Source organism: Pseudomonas silesiensis, from assembly GCF_001661075.1.
GTDB lineage: Bacteria > Pseudomonadota > Gammaproteobacteria > Pseudomonadales > Pseudomonadaceae > Aquipseudomonas > Aquipseudomonas silesiensis.
This window is the reverse complement of record NZ_CP014870.1, coordinates 992,410-1,009,956: the sequence shown is the minus strand read 5'-3', so window position 1 is coordinate 1,009,956 and position 17,547 is coordinate 992,410. Positions and strand designations below refer to the sequence as shown.

The 17,547-nt window shown below is 59.8% G+C and carries 18 protein-coding genes; 3 read left to right on the top strand and 15 right to left on the bottom strand.

Features of this window, described 5'->3' with window-relative positions:
- Window positions 1-86: 86 nt before the first annotated feature.
- The 11 genes from PMA3_RS04505 to ffh form a co-directional block, all read right to left on the bottom strand.
- The gene (locus tag PMA3_RS04505) at window positions 87-374 is read right to left on the bottom strand and encodes a DUF3509 domain-containing protein (protein ID WP_064676040.1); all 288 of its coding nucleotides are present in this window, start codon (window positions 372-374) and stop codon (window positions 87-89) included.
- 170 nt (window positions 375-544) lie between these two features.
- A complete protein-coding gene (locus tag PMA3_RS04500) occupies window positions 545-1,897 on the bottom strand; it encodes a transporter substrate-binding domain-containing protein (RefSeq protein ID WP_064676039.1) in 1,353 nt (450 codons plus the stop codon).
- A 133-nt stretch (window positions 1,898-2,030) separates the two neighbouring features.
- Window positions 2,031-3,440, bottom strand: a complete 1,410-nt coding sequence (gene thrC / locus PMA3_RS04495) for a threonine synthase (protein ID WP_064676038.1) — start codon at window positions 3,438-3,440, stop codon at window positions 2,031-2,033.
- A 66-nt stretch (window positions 3,441-3,506) separates the two neighbouring features.
- A complete protein-coding gene (locus PMA3_RS04490; protein WP_064680615.1) occupies window positions 3,507-4,811 on the bottom strand; it encodes a homoserine dehydrogenase in 1,305 nt (434 codons plus the stop codon).
- Window positions 4,812-4,936: 125 nt separating this feature from the next.
- On the bottom strand, window positions 4,937-5,668 hold the full coding sequence (dsbC, locus tag PMA3_RS04485) for a bifunctional protein-disulfide isomerase/oxidoreductase DsbC (protein WP_064676037.1): 732 nt from the start codon (window positions 5,666-5,668) through the stop codon (window positions 4,937-4,939).
- Between the two features lie 253 nt (window positions 5,669-5,921).
- Window positions 5,922-6,818: a site-specific tyrosine recombinase XerD gene (gene xerD, locus PMA3_RS04480; RefSeq protein WP_064676036.1), complete on the bottom strand. Its 897-nt coding sequence runs from the start codon at window positions 6,816-6,818 to the stop codon at window positions 5,922-5,924.
- A 273-nt stretch (window positions 6,819-7,091) separates the two neighbouring features.
- Window positions 7,092-7,442 carry a 50S ribosomal protein L19 gene (rplS, locus tag PMA3_RS04475; RefSeq protein WP_055103485.1) on the bottom strand — a complete coding sequence of 117 codons (351 nt, stop codon included), beginning with the start codon at window positions 7,440-7,442 and terminating at the stop codon, window positions 7,092-7,094.
- Window positions 7,443-7,487: 45 nt separating this feature from the next.
- Window positions 7,488-8,261, bottom strand: coding sequence for a tRNA (guanosine(37)-N1)-methyltransferase TrmD (trmD, locus tag PMA3_RS04470; protein WP_191626332.1), 774 nt, complete (start codon window positions 8,259-8,261; stop codon window positions 7,488-7,490).
- Window positions 8,243-8,779, bottom strand: coding sequence for a ribosome maturation factor RimM (gene rimM, locus PMA3_RS04465; protein WP_010565276.1), 537 nt, complete (start codon window positions 8,777-8,779; stop codon window positions 8,243-8,245). Before rimM ends, trmD begins: the two co-directional genes overlap by 19 nt.
- A 5-nt stretch (window positions 8,780-8,784) precedes the next feature.
- The gene (gene rpsP, locus PMA3_RS04460) at window positions 8,785-9,036 is read right to left on the bottom strand and encodes a 30S ribosomal protein S16 (protein ID WP_003198088.1); all 252 of its coding nucleotides are present in this window, start codon (window positions 9,034-9,036) and stop codon (window positions 8,785-8,787) included.
- A 250-nt stretch (window positions 9,037-9,286) separates the two neighbouring features.
- Window positions 9,287-10,663 (bottom strand): signal recognition particle protein, encoded by a 1,377-nt coding sequence (ffh, locus tag PMA3_RS04455; protein ID WP_064676035.1) that lies wholly within the window; start codon window positions 10,661-10,663, stop codon window positions 9,287-9,289.
- Between the two features lie 195 nt (window positions 10,664-10,858).
- Here ffh and PMA3_RS04450 point away from each other — a divergent pair, with 195 nt between their 5' ends.
- The 3 genes from PMA3_RS04450 (at window position 10,859) to PMA3_RS04440 (ending at window position 14,469) form a co-directional block, all read left to right on the top strand.
- Entirely contained in the window at window positions 10,859-11,671 is an 813-nt protein-coding gene (locus PMA3_RS04450) for a cytochrome C assembly family protein (RefSeq protein ID WP_064676034.1), read from the top strand.
- Between the two features lie 12 nt (window positions 11,672-11,683).
- Window positions 11,684-12,919 (top strand): transporter associated domain-containing protein, encoded by a 1,236-nt coding sequence (locus PMA3_RS04445; protein WP_064676033.1) that lies wholly within the window; start codon window positions 11,684-11,686, stop codon window positions 12,917-12,919.
- A 233-nt stretch (window positions 12,920-13,152) separates the two neighbouring features.
- The gene (locus PMA3_RS04440; RefSeq protein WP_064676032.1) at window positions 13,153-14,469 is read left to right on the top strand and encodes an MFS transporter; all 1,317 of its coding nucleotides are present in this window, start codon (window positions 13,153-13,155) and stop codon (window positions 14,467-14,469) included.
- A 128-nt stretch (window positions 14,470-14,597) separates the two neighbouring features.
- Here PMA3_RS04440 and purT read toward each other — a convergent pair whose 3' ends face one another.
- From purT to PMA3_RS04420, 4 genes are all read right to left on the bottom strand, one after another.
- Window positions 14,598-15,779, bottom strand: a complete 1,182-nt coding sequence (purT, locus tag PMA3_RS04435; RefSeq protein ID WP_064676031.1) for a formate-dependent phosphoribosylglycinamide formyltransferase — start codon at window positions 15,777-15,779, stop codon at window positions 14,598-14,600.
- 246 nt (window positions 15,780-16,025) lie between these two features.
- A complete protein-coding gene (locus PMA3_RS04430) occupies window positions 16,026-16,241 on the bottom strand; it encodes a DUF1289 domain-containing protein (RefSeq protein ID WP_064676030.1) in 216 nt (71 codons plus the stop codon).
- Window positions 16,238-16,762 carry a gamma carbonic anhydrase family protein gene (locus tag PMA3_RS04425; protein ID WP_064676029.1) on the bottom strand — a complete coding sequence of 175 codons (525 nt, stop codon included), beginning with the start codon at window positions 16,760-16,762 and terminating at the stop codon, window positions 16,238-16,240. The genes PMA3_RS04430 and PMA3_RS04425 overlap by 4 nt, the downstream gene beginning before the upstream one ends.
- A gap of 66 nt (window positions 16,763-16,828) precedes the next feature.
- Window positions 16,829-17,428, bottom strand: coding sequence for a CoA pyrophosphatase (locus PMA3_RS04420; RefSeq protein ID WP_064676028.1), 600 nt, complete (start codon window positions 17,426-17,428; stop codon window positions 16,829-16,831).
- Window positions 17,429-17,547: the final 119 nt, after the last annotated feature.

Sequence of the window (17,547 nt, the reverse complement as noted above, 5' to 3'; positions counted from 1 at the left end):
CTACAAGCACCGGAGCACAATGCTTGATCCTGCTGTTACATGATCTGACCGACCTTGGAGCAGGAAGGTTCCCACAAAGGACAATTTCATTTTCGGCTGGCCAGGGGCTTACCCTGAGCAGCATTGCGTAACGCTGCGATCACGCAGGGCTCCAGACGCCCTTCGGCAATCAGCACATCGCGATGCAATCCGTCGACCACATCCGTCAGCAGCCGCTTATCGGTCAACTGTGCCTGGTTGAATTCCCGTTCGACCACAATGGCGCCAGTCGAATTTTTCAGAGTCACCAGGCATGCGCCCTGGGGTCCCGACGGGGTCAACCTTACCTGATACGGGCTCAGAGCCTCACCGAGCAATAGACTGATACTTTCCATCTCGATCACCACTCAATAGTCCGAAAACAAAGTGCCTGGGGCGTGTCCACTGTAAATGACCGCGGGCCCTGGAGGAAAGTTCTGGATGCCGATTGCAGAGCATCGGCGTCTCTGGTCGATGGAGCATGCACGGCGAAGATGACAAAGATAAAACAGAGGCGGCAAATCCTTCACGCCTGCTTCTTGCACTTGCCGATATCGCTCCACCCACCCAGCAGGCCGCGCAATGTTCCGTCTGCGCTGTAGAATGGCACCGCCCACTGGTAAATATCCCTGGGCCCACTCTTGAACAGCAACCGACGCTCACAAAAGCTCGACTTGCGAGTACCCAGCTGTGCCATGACCTCGGCATGCAGCAGTTCGGCAGTCTCCCTGGGCAAGATATCGAGTTCGATCAACTGCCGTCCCTGGACCTGGTCGAAACGAGTCGACAAACTTTCCTCATAACTTTTGTTGCACATGACCAACCGGCCTTCCAGATCCCGAACAAACATCGGATCGGGCATGGTGTCCATCAACGCAAGTTGAAAGGCCAGTTGGTCACGCAGGTCTGTTTCGGCCGCCAGACGCTGCCGGGTCATGGCCTTGAGCCGACGGCGCCAAAGTATCGAAAAAGCGAAAATGCCGATTGCCACCCCGCCCCCACAACCCCAGGTAGTCAGTGGTTGCCATGGAGCGGGCGCTTGCAACGAAGCACTTCCACTGGCCCATTTCAGGCGAATGGCGCGCAATTCCGCAGGCGCAAACGCTTCAAGCGCCTTGTTGAGAATGCCCAACAATTGCGGCTGGCCTTTGCCTAGCGCCAGGTAATCGGCGTCCCATTTGCCCTCCACCACATTCCCGACCCTGAGCTGTCCCGACGGGTAAACATGCGCTCCGATCTCGGAGTAAATGGTGGCATCGGCCTCACCGATTTCCACCAGCGCCCGGGCCTCGGCGTAGGTCTTGACCGAATGCAAATGGATGGCTGGATAGTCACGGCGAATCATCGATTCGAGGGCGTGCCGGGCCGGCAGCACCACCACTCGCCTCGACAGTTGCTCCAGGGATTTCAATGGCGGCTCCCCAGCCCGCCCGATCAATACCCAACCTGCGCCACCGAACGCGTGACTGAAATCCAGAAACCCCTTGCGCTCGTCATTCATCGACAACGTCGTACTCAAGTTCGCCGCGCCGCTTGCCAGTTGCTCCAGCATCTGCTCGGTGGAAAAGGTTTCTTTATGCTCAAATTGCAGCCCGGTCATGGCGCTGATGCGTGTGAGTACATCTTCGTACAGCCCGCTCCATTGACCCTGCTCATCCTTGAACAGGTACAGCGGATACTGCTTCGACGCGACAATGACTCGCGGGTGCTCGGCGATCCATTGCAGTTCCTGAGCGTTGAGTCTTAGCGTCGCGCCAGCGACTGCGCCCCTGGGTTCAGGTGTCGCCGAATGCGCCGCCATCACCCAATGCGCGATGCCCATGGCGCCAAGTAAAAACATCCAACAGGCGGCGGGTTTCAATCCTTTGAAAAATGGCATTGTCACTTCCTTGTTCATCGAATCGCCCGTCCTTGAAGGGCGATTCCTCATATTCGACATACGACAAGTGTGACATCCGAAAACGAGAAAGCCCGTCAGGAGACGGGCTTCAATGTGTGACAGCTTATGCCGGTTACAGGGGCTTGCCGCGGTTGCCATGCTGACTGACAAAGGCCTGCACGGCTTTCAGGTCATTTGGCAATACCGTGCAGCGCTCATCTCGCTCAAACAAATCAGCAAGATGCACAGGCAGTTCAAGCGCTTTTCCTACACCGGCTTTTTTCACGGCGTCCGGGAACTTGACCGGGTGGGCCGTGCCCAGGATGACCATCGGAATATCCAGGCTGCGACGGCATTCGCGTGCGGCCTTGACGCCAATGGCCGTGTGCGGATCCAGCAGTTCACCCGTCTGTTCGTAGACTTCAGCGATGGTTTCGCAGGTTTGTGCGTCGTCCACGGCCAGGGAGTCGAACAGCTTGCGGGCCTCGGTCCAGCGTTCCTGTTCGACGCTGAAACCGCCACCTTGCTTGAAGTTGTCCATCAGGCCGGCAATCGCCGCACCGTTGCGACCGTGCAGGTCGAACAGCAGACGTTCGAAGTTCGACGACACCATGATGTCCATGGACGGCGACAGCGTGGCGTGCAGGGTCTCCTTGACGTACTGATTGCCGCTCATGAAGCGGTGCAGGATGTCGTTGCGGTTGGTGGCGACGATCAACTGGTTGATCGGCAGGCCCATGTTGCGGGCCAGGTAACCGGCGAAGATATCGCCGAAGTTGCCGGTGGGTACCGAGAACGATACCGAGCGTGCCGGGCCGCCCAACTGCAGGGCTGCGTGGAAGTAATAGACGATCTGGGCCATGATCCGCGCCCAGTTGATCGAGTTCACCGCCACCAGGCGCGTGCCTTTGAGGAAGCTCTGGTCGGCGAAGCTGGCCTTGACCATTTCCTGGCAGTCATCGAAGTTGCCTTCGATGGCGATGTTGTGGATGTTCTCACCAAAAATGGTGGTCATCTGGCGGCGTTGCACTTCGGACACGCGGTTGTGCGGGTGCAGGATGAAGATGTCGACGTTTTCGCAGTGCTTGCAGCCTTCGATGGCGGCCGAACCGGTGTCACCGGAGGTGGCCCCGACGATCACCACGCGCTCGCCGCGTTTTTCCAGCACGTAGTCCAGCAGACGACCGAGCAGTTGCAGGGCGAAGTCCTTGAACGCCAGGGTCGGGCCGTGGAACAGCTCCAACACCCATTCGTTGCCGTTCAGCTGGCGCAGTGGCGCTACGGCGCTGTGGGAGAACACACCGTATGTTTCTTCAAGGATCTTTTTGAAATCGGCATCTGGAATGCTGCCCGCCACGAATGGGCGCATCACCCGGAAGGCCAGCTCGTGATACGGCAGGCCGGCCCAGGAAGCGATTTCTTCCTGGGTGAAACGTGGCAGGTTTTCCGGGACGTACAGACCGCCGTCGGTGGCGAGACCGGCCAGCAGGACATCTTCGAAATTCAGGGCCGGTGCCTGGCCGCGGGTACTGATATAACGCATGACTGGCTCCAATAGACAGTGTTCGCAATGCCGGGCCCGCGTGCGGGCCCGGTGAACGATAACGGCTTAGTTCAGGTGCTCGACGCGGATCCGTACGACCGGGCCGACCACGCCTTCCAAGGTCTCCAGGGCGGTGATCGCGTCGTTCATGTGCTGTTCCAGCACACGGTGCGTCAGCATGATCATTGGCACCAGGCCGTCGTGTTCTTCGACTTCCTTCTGCATGATCGATTCGATGTTGATGCCACGTTCCGAGAGGATGCTCGCCACCTGGGCCAGCACGCCAGGATGATCCTTGGCCTGGATACGCAGGTAGTAGGCACTCTTGCAGGCTTCGATCGGCAGGATCGGGTGCGCCGACAGCGAATCCGGCTGGAAAGCCAGGTGCGGCACGCGGTTTTCCGGGTCGGAGGTCATGGCGCGAACCACGTCCACCAGGTCCGCGATCACCGACGAAGCGGTCGGCTCCATGCCGGCGCCCGCGCCGTAGAACAGGGTCGAACCGGCGGCGTCACCGTTGACCATCACCGCGTTCATCACGCCGTTGACGTTGGCGAGCAGGCGATCGGCCGGGATCAGCGTCGGATGCACACGCAACTCGATGCCGGCCGCGGTGCTGCGCGCCACGCCCAGGTGCTTGATGCGATAGCCTAGCGCTTCGGCGTAATTCACGTCAGCGGTGGTCAGTCTGGTGATGCCTTCGGTGTAAGCCTTGTCGAATTGCAGCGGAATACCGAACGCAATGGACGCCAGGATCGTCAGCTTGTGGGCTGCATCGATGCCTTCGACGTCGAAGGTCGGATCCGCTTCGGCGTAACCCAGGGCTTGCGCCTCGGCGAGTACGTCTTCGAAGGTGCGACCCTTCTCACGCATTTCGGTGAGGATGAAGTTGCCGGTGCCGTTGATGATCCCGGCAACCCAGTTGATGCGGTTGGCGGACAGGCCTTCACGGATCGCCTTGATCACCGGGATGCCACCGGCCACGGCCGCTTCGAACGCCACGATGACGCCCTTCTCGCGAGCCTTGGCGAAAATTTCATTACCGTGAACGGCGATCAGTGCCTTGTTCGCGGTGACCACATGCTTGCCATTCTCGATGGCCTTGAGTACCAGCTCGCGGGCAACGGTGTAGCCGCCCACCAGCTCTATGACGATGTCGATCTCAGGGTTCGTGGCCACTTCGAACACATCGTTGGTAATCGCAATACCGGTCGTCTGGAACTGAGGCTTTGGCGTGCGCATGGCAATTTGTGCCACTTCGATTCCACGCCCGGCACGACGAGCAATTTCCTCGGCGTTGCGCTGAAGTACGTTGAAGGTACCGCCACCGACGGTCCCTAACCCACAGATGCCTACTTTGACCGGTTTCACTGTGAACTCCCCATAAAACGGCCGACTCGAGGCCGGCCGTGAAAACAACCGCATATTCGCGGCTCTCTATTGATGGCCAGGCGATTGACCGCCCGACCATGATCGTCAAAGGCTGACAACGAACCTTATTTCGCACCCAGTGCCAGTTTGGCGACTTGTGGCGCGGGCTGGTAGCCCGGAATGACCTGGCCATCAGCCAAAACGATGGCCGGTGTACCGTTCACGCCGATCGACTGACCCAGGGCGAACTGTTTGGAAACCGGGTTATCGCACTTGGCGGCCTTGATTTCCTTGCCATCGGACATTTTGTCCATGGCGGCTTTCTTGTCTTTCGAGCACCAGACCGCCTGCAGCTGTTCGTCACCCGGCGAGCCCAGGCCCTGACGTGGAAACGCCACGTAACGCACTTCGATGCCGCGCTTGTTCAGCTCAGGCACTTCGGCGTGCAGCTTGTGGCAGTACGGGCACGTGGTGTCGGTGAACACGGTGATGTGCGATTTGGTTTCGCCGATCGCCGGGTACACCACGGTTTCCGCTACCGGGATCGCGTTGACCAGTTTGGAAACGCCAAGGCGTTCGGTCTTCTCGGTCAGGTTGACCGGCTTGCCGTCCTTGAGCTGGAACATGTAGCCCTGAACCACGTATTGGCCGTCGGCACTGGCGTACAGTACGCGGCTGCCTTTGAGTCTGACTTCGTAGAGGCCGGGCAGAGGACTGGCGGAGATGCTTTCTACCGGAACTTCGAGCTGGAGGTTTTCCAGGCTTTTACGAATGGCTTTGTCGGCCGCATCATCGGCGACGGCAAAGGTGCTGACCAACGCAATGGCTGCGGCGGCGAAAATCTGGGTCAGACGCATGAGAACTCCTGAGGGCGGACAAATGGGACGATCAGAACGCCCGTGCCGAAACACCGGGTCATAATCGCCCATCGTGCAAACCGGCAAAGCCTACCACATAAGGCCCCTGCGGCCGAATGCGCCTGACGCAAGACATTGGGACAACACAATTCACTGTGGGAGCGGGCTTGCCCGCGATTGCGGAATGTCAGTCGACACAACTTTTACTGACACACCGCAATCGCGGGCAAGCCCGCTCCCACAGGAACCGTGTTCAGCCGCGCGGGTGGTGTTTGGCGTGCAGGTCTTGCAGGCGCGCACGGGCAACGTGAGTGTAGATCTGCGTGGTAGATAGATCGCTGTGCCCCAGCAGCATTTGCACCACTCGCAAGTCGGCGCCGTGGTTAAGCAGGTGCGTGGCGAAGGCATGGCGCAACGTGTGCGGCGACAGCGACTTGCCGATCCCGGCGACCTTGGCCTGATGCTTGATACGGTGCCAGAAGGTCTGGCGGGTCATCTGTTCGCCGCGCTGGCTGGGGAACATGACATCGCTCGGGCGCCCACCCAGCAGTTCGTTGCGACCATCGCGCATGTAGCGCTCGACCCAGACGATCGCCTCCTCGCCCATCGGCACCAGCCGTTCCTTGCTGCCCTTGCCCATCACCCGCAGCACCCCCTGGCGCAGGTTGACCTGCTCCAGGGTCAGGCTGATCAGCTCGGTGACTCGCAAACCACAGGCATAAAGCACTTCAAGCATGGCGCGATCACGCTGACCGATCGCTTCGCTCAAGTCCGGCGCCTTGAGCAGCGCCTCCACATCGGCTTCCGACAAGGATTTGGGTAAAGGCCTGCCAAGCTGAGGCATATCGACGCGCAAGGTCGGATCGGTAGCGATTAACTTTTCCCGCAATAAATAGCGATAAAACCCACGCACGCCGGAGAGAAATCGTGCAGTTGAACGGGGTTTGTAGTTTTGTTCCAGGCGCCAGGCAAGGTGATCGAGGATCAATTCGCGGCCGGCGTCGATCAGCTCCAGTCCTTTCTCTTGTAACCAGCCGTTGAACAAGGCCAGGTCGCTGCGATAGGCGTCGCGGGTGTTATCGGAAAGACCCTTTTCCAGCCACAGGGCGTCGAGAAACTGGTCTATCAGGGGGTGATCGATGGCGGGCATAGGGGCTCAGGCGACTGGAAAACTGATGGCAAGTCTTTCATAGCCTGCTGCGGCTTTATAGAGCCTGATGCAATTGATTGGGTGATGGCGTGATCTCTTGTAGGAGCGAGGCTTGCCCGCGAAGACGGACTTACATTCAACATTTATGCTGGCTGATATGACGTCTTCGCGGGCAGGCCTCGCTCCTACAGGTCAGGTTTGTATCGGGTAAATCGCGGACAACAAAAAAGCAGCCCGTAGGCTGCTTTTTTCTGCATCGGAAGCTGTCTGGACTTAAGACAGTTTTTCCTTGATGCGAGCTGCTTTACCGGACAGGTCACGCAGGTAGTACAGCTTGGCTTTACGTACGTCACCGCGACGTTTAACGGCCATGCTGTCGATTTGCGGGCTGTAGGTCTGGAAAGTACGCTCTACGCCAACACCGTTGGAGATTTTACGCACGGTGAAAGCACTGTTTACGCCGCGGTTACGCTTGGCGATAACAACACCTTCGAACGCTTGCAGACGCGAACGGTCGCCTTCCTTCACTTTCACCTGAACGACAATGGTGTCGCCCGGGGCAAAGGTAGGGATCTCTTTGGTCATCTGCTCTGCTTCGAGTGCAAGGATGATTTTGTTAGTCATGCTGTGCTCCTAAGGTAAATCGTCGGATTTACCATCGATACGTTGTTAACTATCGTCCCGCTCGCGGATGTATTCCTCGAGCAGCTTCTTCTCTTCTCCAGAAAGCGAGCGGCTTTCCAGAAGATCGGCGCGTCGTTCAAAGGTCCGACCAAGGGACTGCTGTAAACGCCAACGCCGGATATGCGCGTGATTGCCACTTAGCAATACGTCGGGAACACGCTGATCCGCATACACCTCCGGTCGGGTGTAGTGCGGGCAATCCAGCAAACCATCCGTAAAGGAATCTTCCTCGGCGGAGTCCGCATGCCCTAAAGCTCCAGGCAGCAGTCGTGTAACCGCATCGATCAGGACCATCGCCGGCAGCTCACCGCCAGACAGTACATAGTCGCCAATCGACCACTCTTCATCGACATGAGCTTCAATAAAACGCTCGTCAATGCCTTCATAGCGGCCGGCAATCAGGATCAATGCATCCAGATTCGCCAACTCGCGTACCGCCGACTGAGTCAGTTGACGGCCTTGGGGGGACAGGTAAATCACCTTCGCCGCCTCCCCGGCTGCTGCCTTGGCCTGAACCAGAGCATCTTCCAGGGGCTTGATCTTCATCACCATGCCCGGACCACCGCCAAATGGGCGATCGTCCACAGTGTGATGTCGATCCGTCGTGTAGTCTCGCGGATTCCAACAGGTGAGCTGCAACAGCCCCTGTTTCACCGCACGACTGGTGATGCCGTACTCGCTGATGGCGGAGAACATCTCGGGAAACAAACTGATCACTTCTACGCGCAGGTTAGCCACGTTTAGAAGTCCGCATCCCATTCCACCTTCATCTCGCCTGCGGCCAGGTCGACAGCCAACACGCATTGCTCCGTATAGGGCAACAGGCGTTCGCGATCATCCAGGCTGCCAGCGCAAGGCTTGACCACCATTACATCATTGGCGCCGGTTTCCAGAAGATGATCGATTTTCCCGAGCAATTGCCCGAGTTGATCAATAACCTTCAGACCTTCCAGCTGGTACCAGTAGTACTCGCCGTCGGTCAATTCAGGGAACAGGTTGCGTGGCACGCAGATCTCATAACCGGCCAGAAGACGCGCTTCTTCACGATCATCGAGACCCTTGAGCTTTGCGACCAGGAACTTGTCGTTCCCACGTCCGCTGACCAGCTCGACCTGTTTCACACTACCTTCGCGCTTGAGCGTCCAGGTTTTGTACTGCAACAGGTTTTCAGTCGGATCAGTAAAGGAATACACCTTCACTTCGCCGCGAACGCCGTGAACAGAATAAATCTTGCCGATAACGATCAAATCATCAGCAACAGCTGGCGTCGCGTTCATATTGCTCAGGCCGCAGCCTTAGCAGATTCCTTCAACAACTGAGCAACACGCTCAGAAGGTTGTGCACCAACGCTCAGCCAGTAGGCTACGCGCTCTTGGTTCACGGACAGACGGACTTCTTGACCACGAGCAACAGGGTTGAAGAAACCAACCTGTTCCTTGTGCGAACCGTCGCGCGGGTTGCGGCTGTCGGTTACGGTCAAGTGGTAAAACGGGCGCTTTTTGGAGCCGCCAAGGGCAAGACGGATTGTTAGCATGTGAACATCGTTCCTGTAGTCGGTGCTGCAAATCTAAAGGCACAGCGGGCATAGGTGCCCGAAAGGCCGCATATTCTAAGGAATATCCGGACTTTTGCAAATGTCTTTTTCCGGCGGCCTTTCGGTCGCCATCCAGATTTGCTATAGAGCCGTCGTTGAAAACGGCCAGTCAGCTCCCGCCAAGTGCGGGTTTGCTGGAGATCCCACATTTCTGTGGTACTGCGCCGACATCTCTGACGGCGCGGATTCTTTACATCTTGGGCATACCGCCGCCGGGCAACATACCGCCCATGCCACGCATCATTTTGGCCATTCCGCCTTTCGCGGAGAATTTCTTCATCATCTTCTGCATCTGCTTGTGCTGCTTGATCAAGCGACCGATGTCCTGCACCTGGGTGCCGGAACCCATGGCGATCCGGCGTTTGCGCGAACCGCTGATCAGCTCAGGGTCGCGGCGCTCGGCCGGGGTCATGGAATTGATGATGGCTTCCATCTGCTTGAATTGCTTTTCTGCCGCACCCTGGGCATTGCCCATTTGCGCCAGGTTCACCCCGCCGATGTTCGGCAGTTTGTCCATGAGGCCGCCGAGGCCGCCCATGTTTTTCATCTGTTGCAGCTGATCGCGGAAGTCTTCGAGGTCGAAGCCCTTCCCCTTCTTCAGCTTCTTGGCCAGCTTGTCGGCCTTGTCCTTGTCGAGGGTCTGCTCGGCCTGCTCGATCAGGCTGAGCACGTCGCCCATGCCAAGGATGCGCGAGGCGATACGCTCAGGGTGGAACGGATCGAGCGCTTCGCTCTTCTCGCCCATACCGATGAACTTGATCGGCTTGCCGGTGATGGCACGCACCGACAGGGCGGCACCGCCACGGGCGTCGCCGTCGACCTTGGTCAGGATCACACCGGTCAGGGGCAGCGCGTCACCAAAGGCCTTGGCCGTGTTGGCGGCATCCTGGCCGGTCATGGCATCGACCACGAACAGGGTTTCGACCGGGTTGATCGCGGCATGCAGCGCCTTGATCTCGCCCATCATCTCTTCATCGATGTGCAGGCGACCGGCGGTATCGACGATGACCACGTCGATGAATTTCAGCTTGGCTTCTTTAATGGCCGCTTGCGCGATCTCGACCGGCTTCTGGCTCAGGTCGGACGGGAAGAAGGTCACGCCGACTTCACCGGCAAGCATTTCCAGCTGCTTGATCGCCGCAGGACGGTAAACGTCCGCGGACACGACCATGACCGACTTCTTCTTGCGCTCTTTAAGGAAGCGCGCGAGCTTGCCGGCGGTGGTGGTTTTACCCGCACCCTGCAGACCGGCCATCAGAATGACCGCTGGCGGAACGGCGCTCAGGTTCAAGTCTTCGTTGGCTGCGCCCATCAGGCTTTCGAGTTCGGCCTGGACAATCTTCACGAAGGCCTGGCCCGGCGTCAGGCTGCGCGACACCTCGGTACCGACGGCGCGTTCCTTGACCGAGTTGACGAAGTCTTTGACCACCGGCAAGGCGACATCGGCTTCGAGCAACGCCATGCGCACTTCACGCAGGGTGTCTTTGATGTTGTCCTCGGTCAGCTTGGCCTTGCCGGTGACATGGCGCAGCGTCTGCGAGAGACGGTCGGTTAAGTTTTCAAACATTGCGCGATCCTTTCAGGCCCTGTGTAGACCGGGATAATGGCGGCCCAGACCGGATTAAACATGTGCTCGGCGAGCCTGCGGCGTGGGCAGGTCGCGGATTATAGCGAAGACTGCGTCTGGCGGACACCTCGCACTTTCGTGCCGTGTGGTTTCTATGCCAAACTCAGCGCCTTTCGGGCTTGCCTAACAGGATTTATGCTCCCCTTGTCACCCAGTTTGCTTACCACCCTCGCCGCCGCCTGCTTATACGCCGCTGCGACCCTCTATCAGGGCACTCGTCTGGCCACCGGCGCCAAGGCCAACAAGCGCCTGCTGGTCACGCTCGGCGTGCTGGCCGTGCTGGCTCACAGTGCCAGCCTGTTCACCCATCTGTTGACGCCGATCGGCCTGGGCCTGGATTTTTTCAGCGCCGCCAGCCTGATCGCCGCGGCGGTCATTGCCCTGACACTGCTGGCCTGCTCGCGGATTCCGGTGGAGAACCTGCTGATATTGCTGTTCCCGCTGGGCCTCGCCACCGTGATCCTCTCGCAGATCGCCCCCGCCGGCACGGTGCAGATCATCGACGAGGAGCCAGGCATCCTCGCCCACATCCTGCTGTCGATCCTCGCCTACGGCATGTTCACCATTGCGGTGTTCCAGGCGTTGCTGTTGCTGGTCCAGGACCATCAACTCAAGCACAAGCACCCGTCCGGACTGATCAAGAACTTCCCGCCACTGCAAACCATGGAAAGCCTGCTGTTCGGCTTCCTCTGGGCTGGCTGGACCCTGTTGTCGTTGTCGCTGATCTCCGGCTGGCTGTTCGTCGACAACCTGTTCGCCCAGCACCTGGTGCACAAGACCTTGCTGGCGTGCCTGGCCTGGATCGTCTTCAGCGTGCTGCTCTGGGGTCGCACCCGCCTGGGCTGGCGCGGACACAAGGCCATTCGCTGGACCCTCGCCGGTTTCTGCCTGCTGATGCTGGCGTACTTCGGCAGCAAGCTGGTCCGCGAATACATCCTGCACATCTGACGGGCCGCATTAATGGACGAATTGCCCATAGGGCCGATGCTCGCAGTCATGGCCCTGCTGATTTTATGGTCGGGGCTGTTTACCGCCATCGAAGCGGCACAGCAACACTTGCTTGCCCAGCGCACCGCTTCGCGCTCCAGTGACAAACCCGTGGCGAAACTGAGTTTCCCGCTGAACAGCCTGATCCTGTGCAACACCCTATGCCGCGCGCTCGTGGTGGTCATCAGCACGTTGCTGGCGATTTTTACCTGGGCTGAAAACGGTCCATGGGCCGCGTGCGTCGGGGCCGGCGCGGTCCTGCTGGTGTTCGCCGACTACCTGCCACGCTCCCTCGCCGTTCGCTACCCGGACGCGATCCTGGCCCTGGGCAACACCTTGCTCCGCGCGCCGCTGAAAATCATCTACCCCGCCGCCTGGCTGCTCAACGGCATCAGCCAATTACTGATGCGGCCGTTCGCCCGCAAAGCCAAAGTGGTGCAACACAGTGAAGACGAGGCGCAGCGGGAGCGGCGCGACGATCACGACCAGCCAGTCTGTCGTCCGCATCCGTTGTCAGGCATCCACGCGCTGGACAACATCACGGTCAACGACATTCTGGTGCCGCGCAGCGATGTCGACGGGATCAACCTCGACGACCCCCTTTCGGACATCATCGAACAACTGCGCCACAACAAGCGCACGCGCCTGCCGGTGTTCCACAGCGACATCAACCAGGTCGAAGCGGTGCTCAATACCCGCCAGATCCGGCACCTGTTGCCCGACGGCAGCCTGACCATGGAATCGCTGCTGGCGGCCAGTCACGAGCCGTACTTCGTGCCCGAAAGCACACCGCTGCAGTTGCAGCTGCTCAATTTCCATAAACAGCAGCGACGCCTGGGCATGGTGGTCGACGAGTACGGCGAAGTGCTCGGCATCGTGACACTGGAAGACATTCTCGAAGAAATCGTCGGTGAGTTCGAAAGCCAGCACAGCCTGGATAACCCGCATATCCATCCCCAGGCCGATGGGCGACTGGTGATCGATGGCGCGGCGTCGATTCGCGACCTGAACAAGAGCCTGGGCTGGCACCTGCCCAGCGATGGACCGAAAACCCTGAACGGGTTGGTCACCGAAGCGCTGGAGACGATTCCGGAAAGCGCGGTGTGCCTGAAGATCGGGCGGTATCGGCTGGAAATCCTCGAAACCGAGGACAACCGCGTTACACGCGTGTTGATCTGGCATACCACTTTGGTTCCAGCCGTCATCTAGAGCCAGACACAATCCCTGTGGCCAGGGGGCTTGTCGGATCGCCGCACCGCCACAATGCCATCGTGAACCGTTGGCCCCTTGTTTGATCGTTAGCCTCCTTCCTATAATCGAACCGCTTACCCAAGCCCCGCCCTACCCCTGTGCTACCCGCACTCTGCGTTAAACCCACATCCCTGGGTGTTCGACCATAATAATTCGCTCCACTGGAGCACATGACTGTCAGGGATTACCGCATGACGACCAGCACGACTTATAACGACAGCACGCCCGCACAACCGACGAACTCCGCCACCCGGGTGGCCACCGCGAGCTTCATCGGTACCGCCATCGAGTTCTACGACTTCTACGTCTATGCCACTGCGGCAGCGCTGGTGATCGGCCCGGTGTTCTTTCCGCAGACCTCCGGCACCGCGCAGATGCTGTCGGCGTTCCTCACCTTCGGCATTGCGTTCCTTGCCCGACCGCTGGGCTCGGCGCTGTTCGGCCACTTCGGAGACCGCATCGGGCGCAAATCGACCCTGGTAGCCTCCCTGCTGCTGATGGGCGTATGCACCACCCTGATCGGCGTGCTGCCGGGTTACGACAGCATCGGGGCCTGGGCGCCGATCCTGCTGTGCGTATTGCGCTTCGGCCAAGGCCTGGGGCTGGGCGGTGAATGGGGCGGCGCAGCGCTGCTGGCGACGGAGAACGCCCCCAAAGGCAAGCGCGCCTGGTTCGGCATGTTCCCGCAGCTGGGCCCTTCGATCGGTTTTCTCGCGGCCAACGGACTGTTCCTGACCCTCGCCATGACCCTGGACGACGAACAGTTCCGCTCGTGGGGCTGGCGGATCCCGTTCCTGCTCAGCGCCGCGCTGGTGATGGTCGGCCTGTACGTGCGCCTCAAGCTCCACGAAACACCGGTGTTCGCCAATGCCATGGCGCGCCAGGAACGGGTGAAGATCCCGTTGGTGGAACTGTTCAGCCAATACTGGGCGCCCATGCTGCTGGGTGCCGGGTCGATGGTGGTTTGTTACGCGCTGTTCTACATCTCGACCGTGTTTTCGTTGAGCTATGGCGTGTCGACACTCGGCTACACCCGCGAAACCTTCCTCGCGCTGTTGTGCTTCGCCGTCCTGTTCATGGCCGCGGCTACGCCGTTGTCGGCCTTGGCCAGTGACCGTTACGGGCGCAAACCGGTGCTGATCATTGGCGGCGTGCTGGCGATTCTGTCCGGATTCCTGATGGAACCGCTGCTGACCCAGGGATCGACGTGGAGCGTGGCGTTGTTCCTGTGCATCGAGCTGTTTCTGATGGGCGTGACCTTCGCGCCAATGGGGGCGCTGCTGCCAGAGCTGTTTCCGACCCACGTGCGCTATACCGGGGCGTCGGCGGCCTACAACCTGGGCGGGATCGTCGGGGCTTCGGCGGCGCCGTTCTTTGCGCAGAAACTGGTGGAGATGGGGGGTTTGAGTTATGTCGGCGGGTATGTGTCGGGGGCGGCGGTGTTGAGTTTGATTGCGGTGCTGTGCCTTAAGGAGACGCGCAACAACGATCTGAACAGGGTTGCCTGACAGACCGCCATCGTCGGATCGCCGCCCGGAGCAAGCCCGCTCCCACAGGGTGCTCGGGTGTACACAAAACTTGTGACCAGCCGAAAACCCTGTGGGAGCGAGCTTGCTCGCGATAGCCGCGCCTCGGTTTAGAGCTCGACCACGACAGCCTGGGAAGCGCGGGTCGCCTTGGCACGAGCCGCCTCGATCGACTCATCCCGCGCCAACGCCACCCCCATCCGCCGCTGGCCATTGACCTCAGGCTTGCCAAACAGGCGCAACGCCGTATCCGGCTCGCTCAAAGCAGCGCCCAGGTTGGCGAAAGCGGTCTGGGTCGATTGCCCTTCCACCAGGATCACCGCCGAAGCCGAAGGCCCGAACTGACGGATCAACGGAATCGGCAGGCCCAGGATCGCCCGAGCATGCAGGGCGAACTGCGACAGGTCCTGGGAAATCAGGGTTACCAGACCGGTGTCATGGGGACGTGGCGACACTTCGCTGAACCACACCTGATCGCCCTTGATGAACAGCTCGACGCCAAACAGGCCACGGCCACCCAAGGCCTCGGTGACCGCCTTGGCCACGTGCTGGGATTGCGCCAGGGCCACCGGGCTCATGGCCTGTGGCTGCCAGGATTCCTGGTAGTCGCCCTTCTCCTGACGATGGCCGACGGGTGCGCAGAACGTCGTGCCGCCGACGTGACGCACGGTCAACAGGGTGATTTCGTAGTCGAAGTCGATGAAGCCCTCGATGATCACCCGACCTTTACCGGCGCGGCCGCCTTCTTGCGCGTAATCCCACGCGGTTTTCACGTCATCGGCGCTGCGCAACAGGCTCTGGCCCTTGCCCGAGGAACTCATCACCGGCTTGACCACACAGGGGAAACCCAGGTCTTCGATGGCCTTGCTGTAATCTTCGAAGGTGTCGGCAAAGTGGTACGGCGAGGTCGGCAAGTCCAGCTCTTCGGCGGCCAGGCGACGGATACCTTCGCGGTTCATGGTCAGCTGCGTGGCACGCGCCGTCGGGATCACGGTGAAACCTTGCGCTTCAAGCTCGACCAGGGTCGCGGTGGCGATGGCTTCGATTTCCGGCACGATGAAGTGCGGCTGCTCGGCCTCGATCACGGCACGCAGGGCAGCGCCGTCGAGCATGTTGATCACGTGGCTGCGATGGGCAACCTGCATGGCCGGCGCGTTGGCGTAGCGATCCACGGCAATCACTTCTACGCCCAGGCGTTGCAGCTCGATCACCACTTCCTTGCCCAGCTCACCACAGCCACACAACAAAACGCGGGTCGCGGTGGGCGACAGTGGAGTTCCGATACGGGTCATCTCAGGTCCTCTATGGAGCGGATCATCGAGGGTCGCGGCGTGATTGACCTGTAAGAGCCTGCGCGCTTCCCATGGGAAGAAAGCCCGACATTTTACATGAACCGCAGGGTTTGGCTTCAGCCGGCGACGGCCTGATGACATGTAGGAGCGAGCTTGCTCGCGATGGTCGTTAACGATAACGCGTGTTTACTGGTTAAACGCGGCGCTCTTGAGTCCATCGCGAGCAAGCTCGCTCCTACACAGTGGTCAGGAATCGGATTTCGCAGGCAGCATCCAGAGGATCCCACTGGATTTGGCCCGCTCATGGCACAGCCCCAGCACCCTGCGCCGCTCCTCGTTGTCCATCCGGCTCCAGCGCGTGATCTCTTCCACCGTGCGCTGACAGCCAGTGCAGATGTCATCGTCGTCCAGTGCACAGATATTCACACAAGGCGAGCGGACCGGGCGTTCGGGGGTGTTCATTGTTCCTGCTCTGCCAGATCGCGGGCGTAACGCTGGGCGTTATGCACATAGTGGGCGGCACTGGCTTCCAGCATCTTCTTCTGTGCGTCGGTCAACTCGCGCACCACCTTGCCGGGCGACCCCATGACCAGCGAGCCGTCCGGAATTTCCTTGCCTTCACCAATCAGCGAGTTGGCGCCGATGATGCAGTTCTTGCCGATTTTCGCGCCGTTGAGAATCACTGCGTTAATCCCGATCAGGCTGTAATCACCGACCGTGCAACCGTGGAGCATGGCGTTGTGGCCGATGGTCACGCCGGTGCCGATGGTCAGCGGGTAGCCCATGTCGGTGTGCATCACCGTGCCATCCTGGACGTTGCTGTTCTTGCCGATCAGGATCAATTCGTTGTCGCCACGCAGCACGGCGTTGAACCAGACGTTGGCGCCCTCTTCCAGCCTGACCTTGCCGACCAGCACGGCGCTGGGTGCGATCCAGCTCTGTGGATGGGTTTCGACGCGGGCGTCGCCCAAGCGATATTTCATCTATGTTCCCTCGAGGCTCAGGCAGGCTCACTTGAAAAAAAGGTTCGGCCATTTCGAACGATGGCTTCAGGTGTCGGTAAAACGCTTGGGTGGTTGGTGCAGACTGATTCTGGCGTCATAAAGCAGGTTGATCAACTCGACGATCATGATCGCGGTCAGACCCCAGATCTTGTATTCGCCATAACGATAACTCGGCACGTACCAACTGCGGCCCTGGTAATCGATGCGATGGGTATGTTCGCGAGGATCCTTGCGGAAGAATTCCAGGGGTACGCTGAACACTGCGGCAATCTCGGCGTCGTTGGCCTGATAGTCGACGAAGTCCGGAATCACCCCGACATAGGGTGTGACGTTGATGCCGTGCAGGGAGATCAGGGGACTCAGCGGGCCGATCACTTCGACCAGCCCCGGTGGCAGGCCGATTTCTTCTTCGGCTTCGCGCAGGGCGGTGAACACAAGGTCAGGGTCTTCGGGGTCGCGGCGACCACCGGGGAAAGCGACTTCACCGCCATGGGTCGACAGCCCGCTGGCGCGCAGGGTCAGAACCAGTTCCGGTTCATCACTGCGAGTGATGGGCACCAGGACCGCGGCCTCGGGAAAACGCTTGTCGGTTTCCAGTGTGCGTGGGATGTGGTTGCTTACTCGATGCAATAGCTCGTCCAGCATGAGGCTTCTCGACTTATTCGCTACCTTGCATCATGCACCAATCGAACCGGCCGCCCAACCCCATAACCGCTGCATGTCGCTAAACGACAACTTGCCGACTGACACCGCCGCACGCCAAG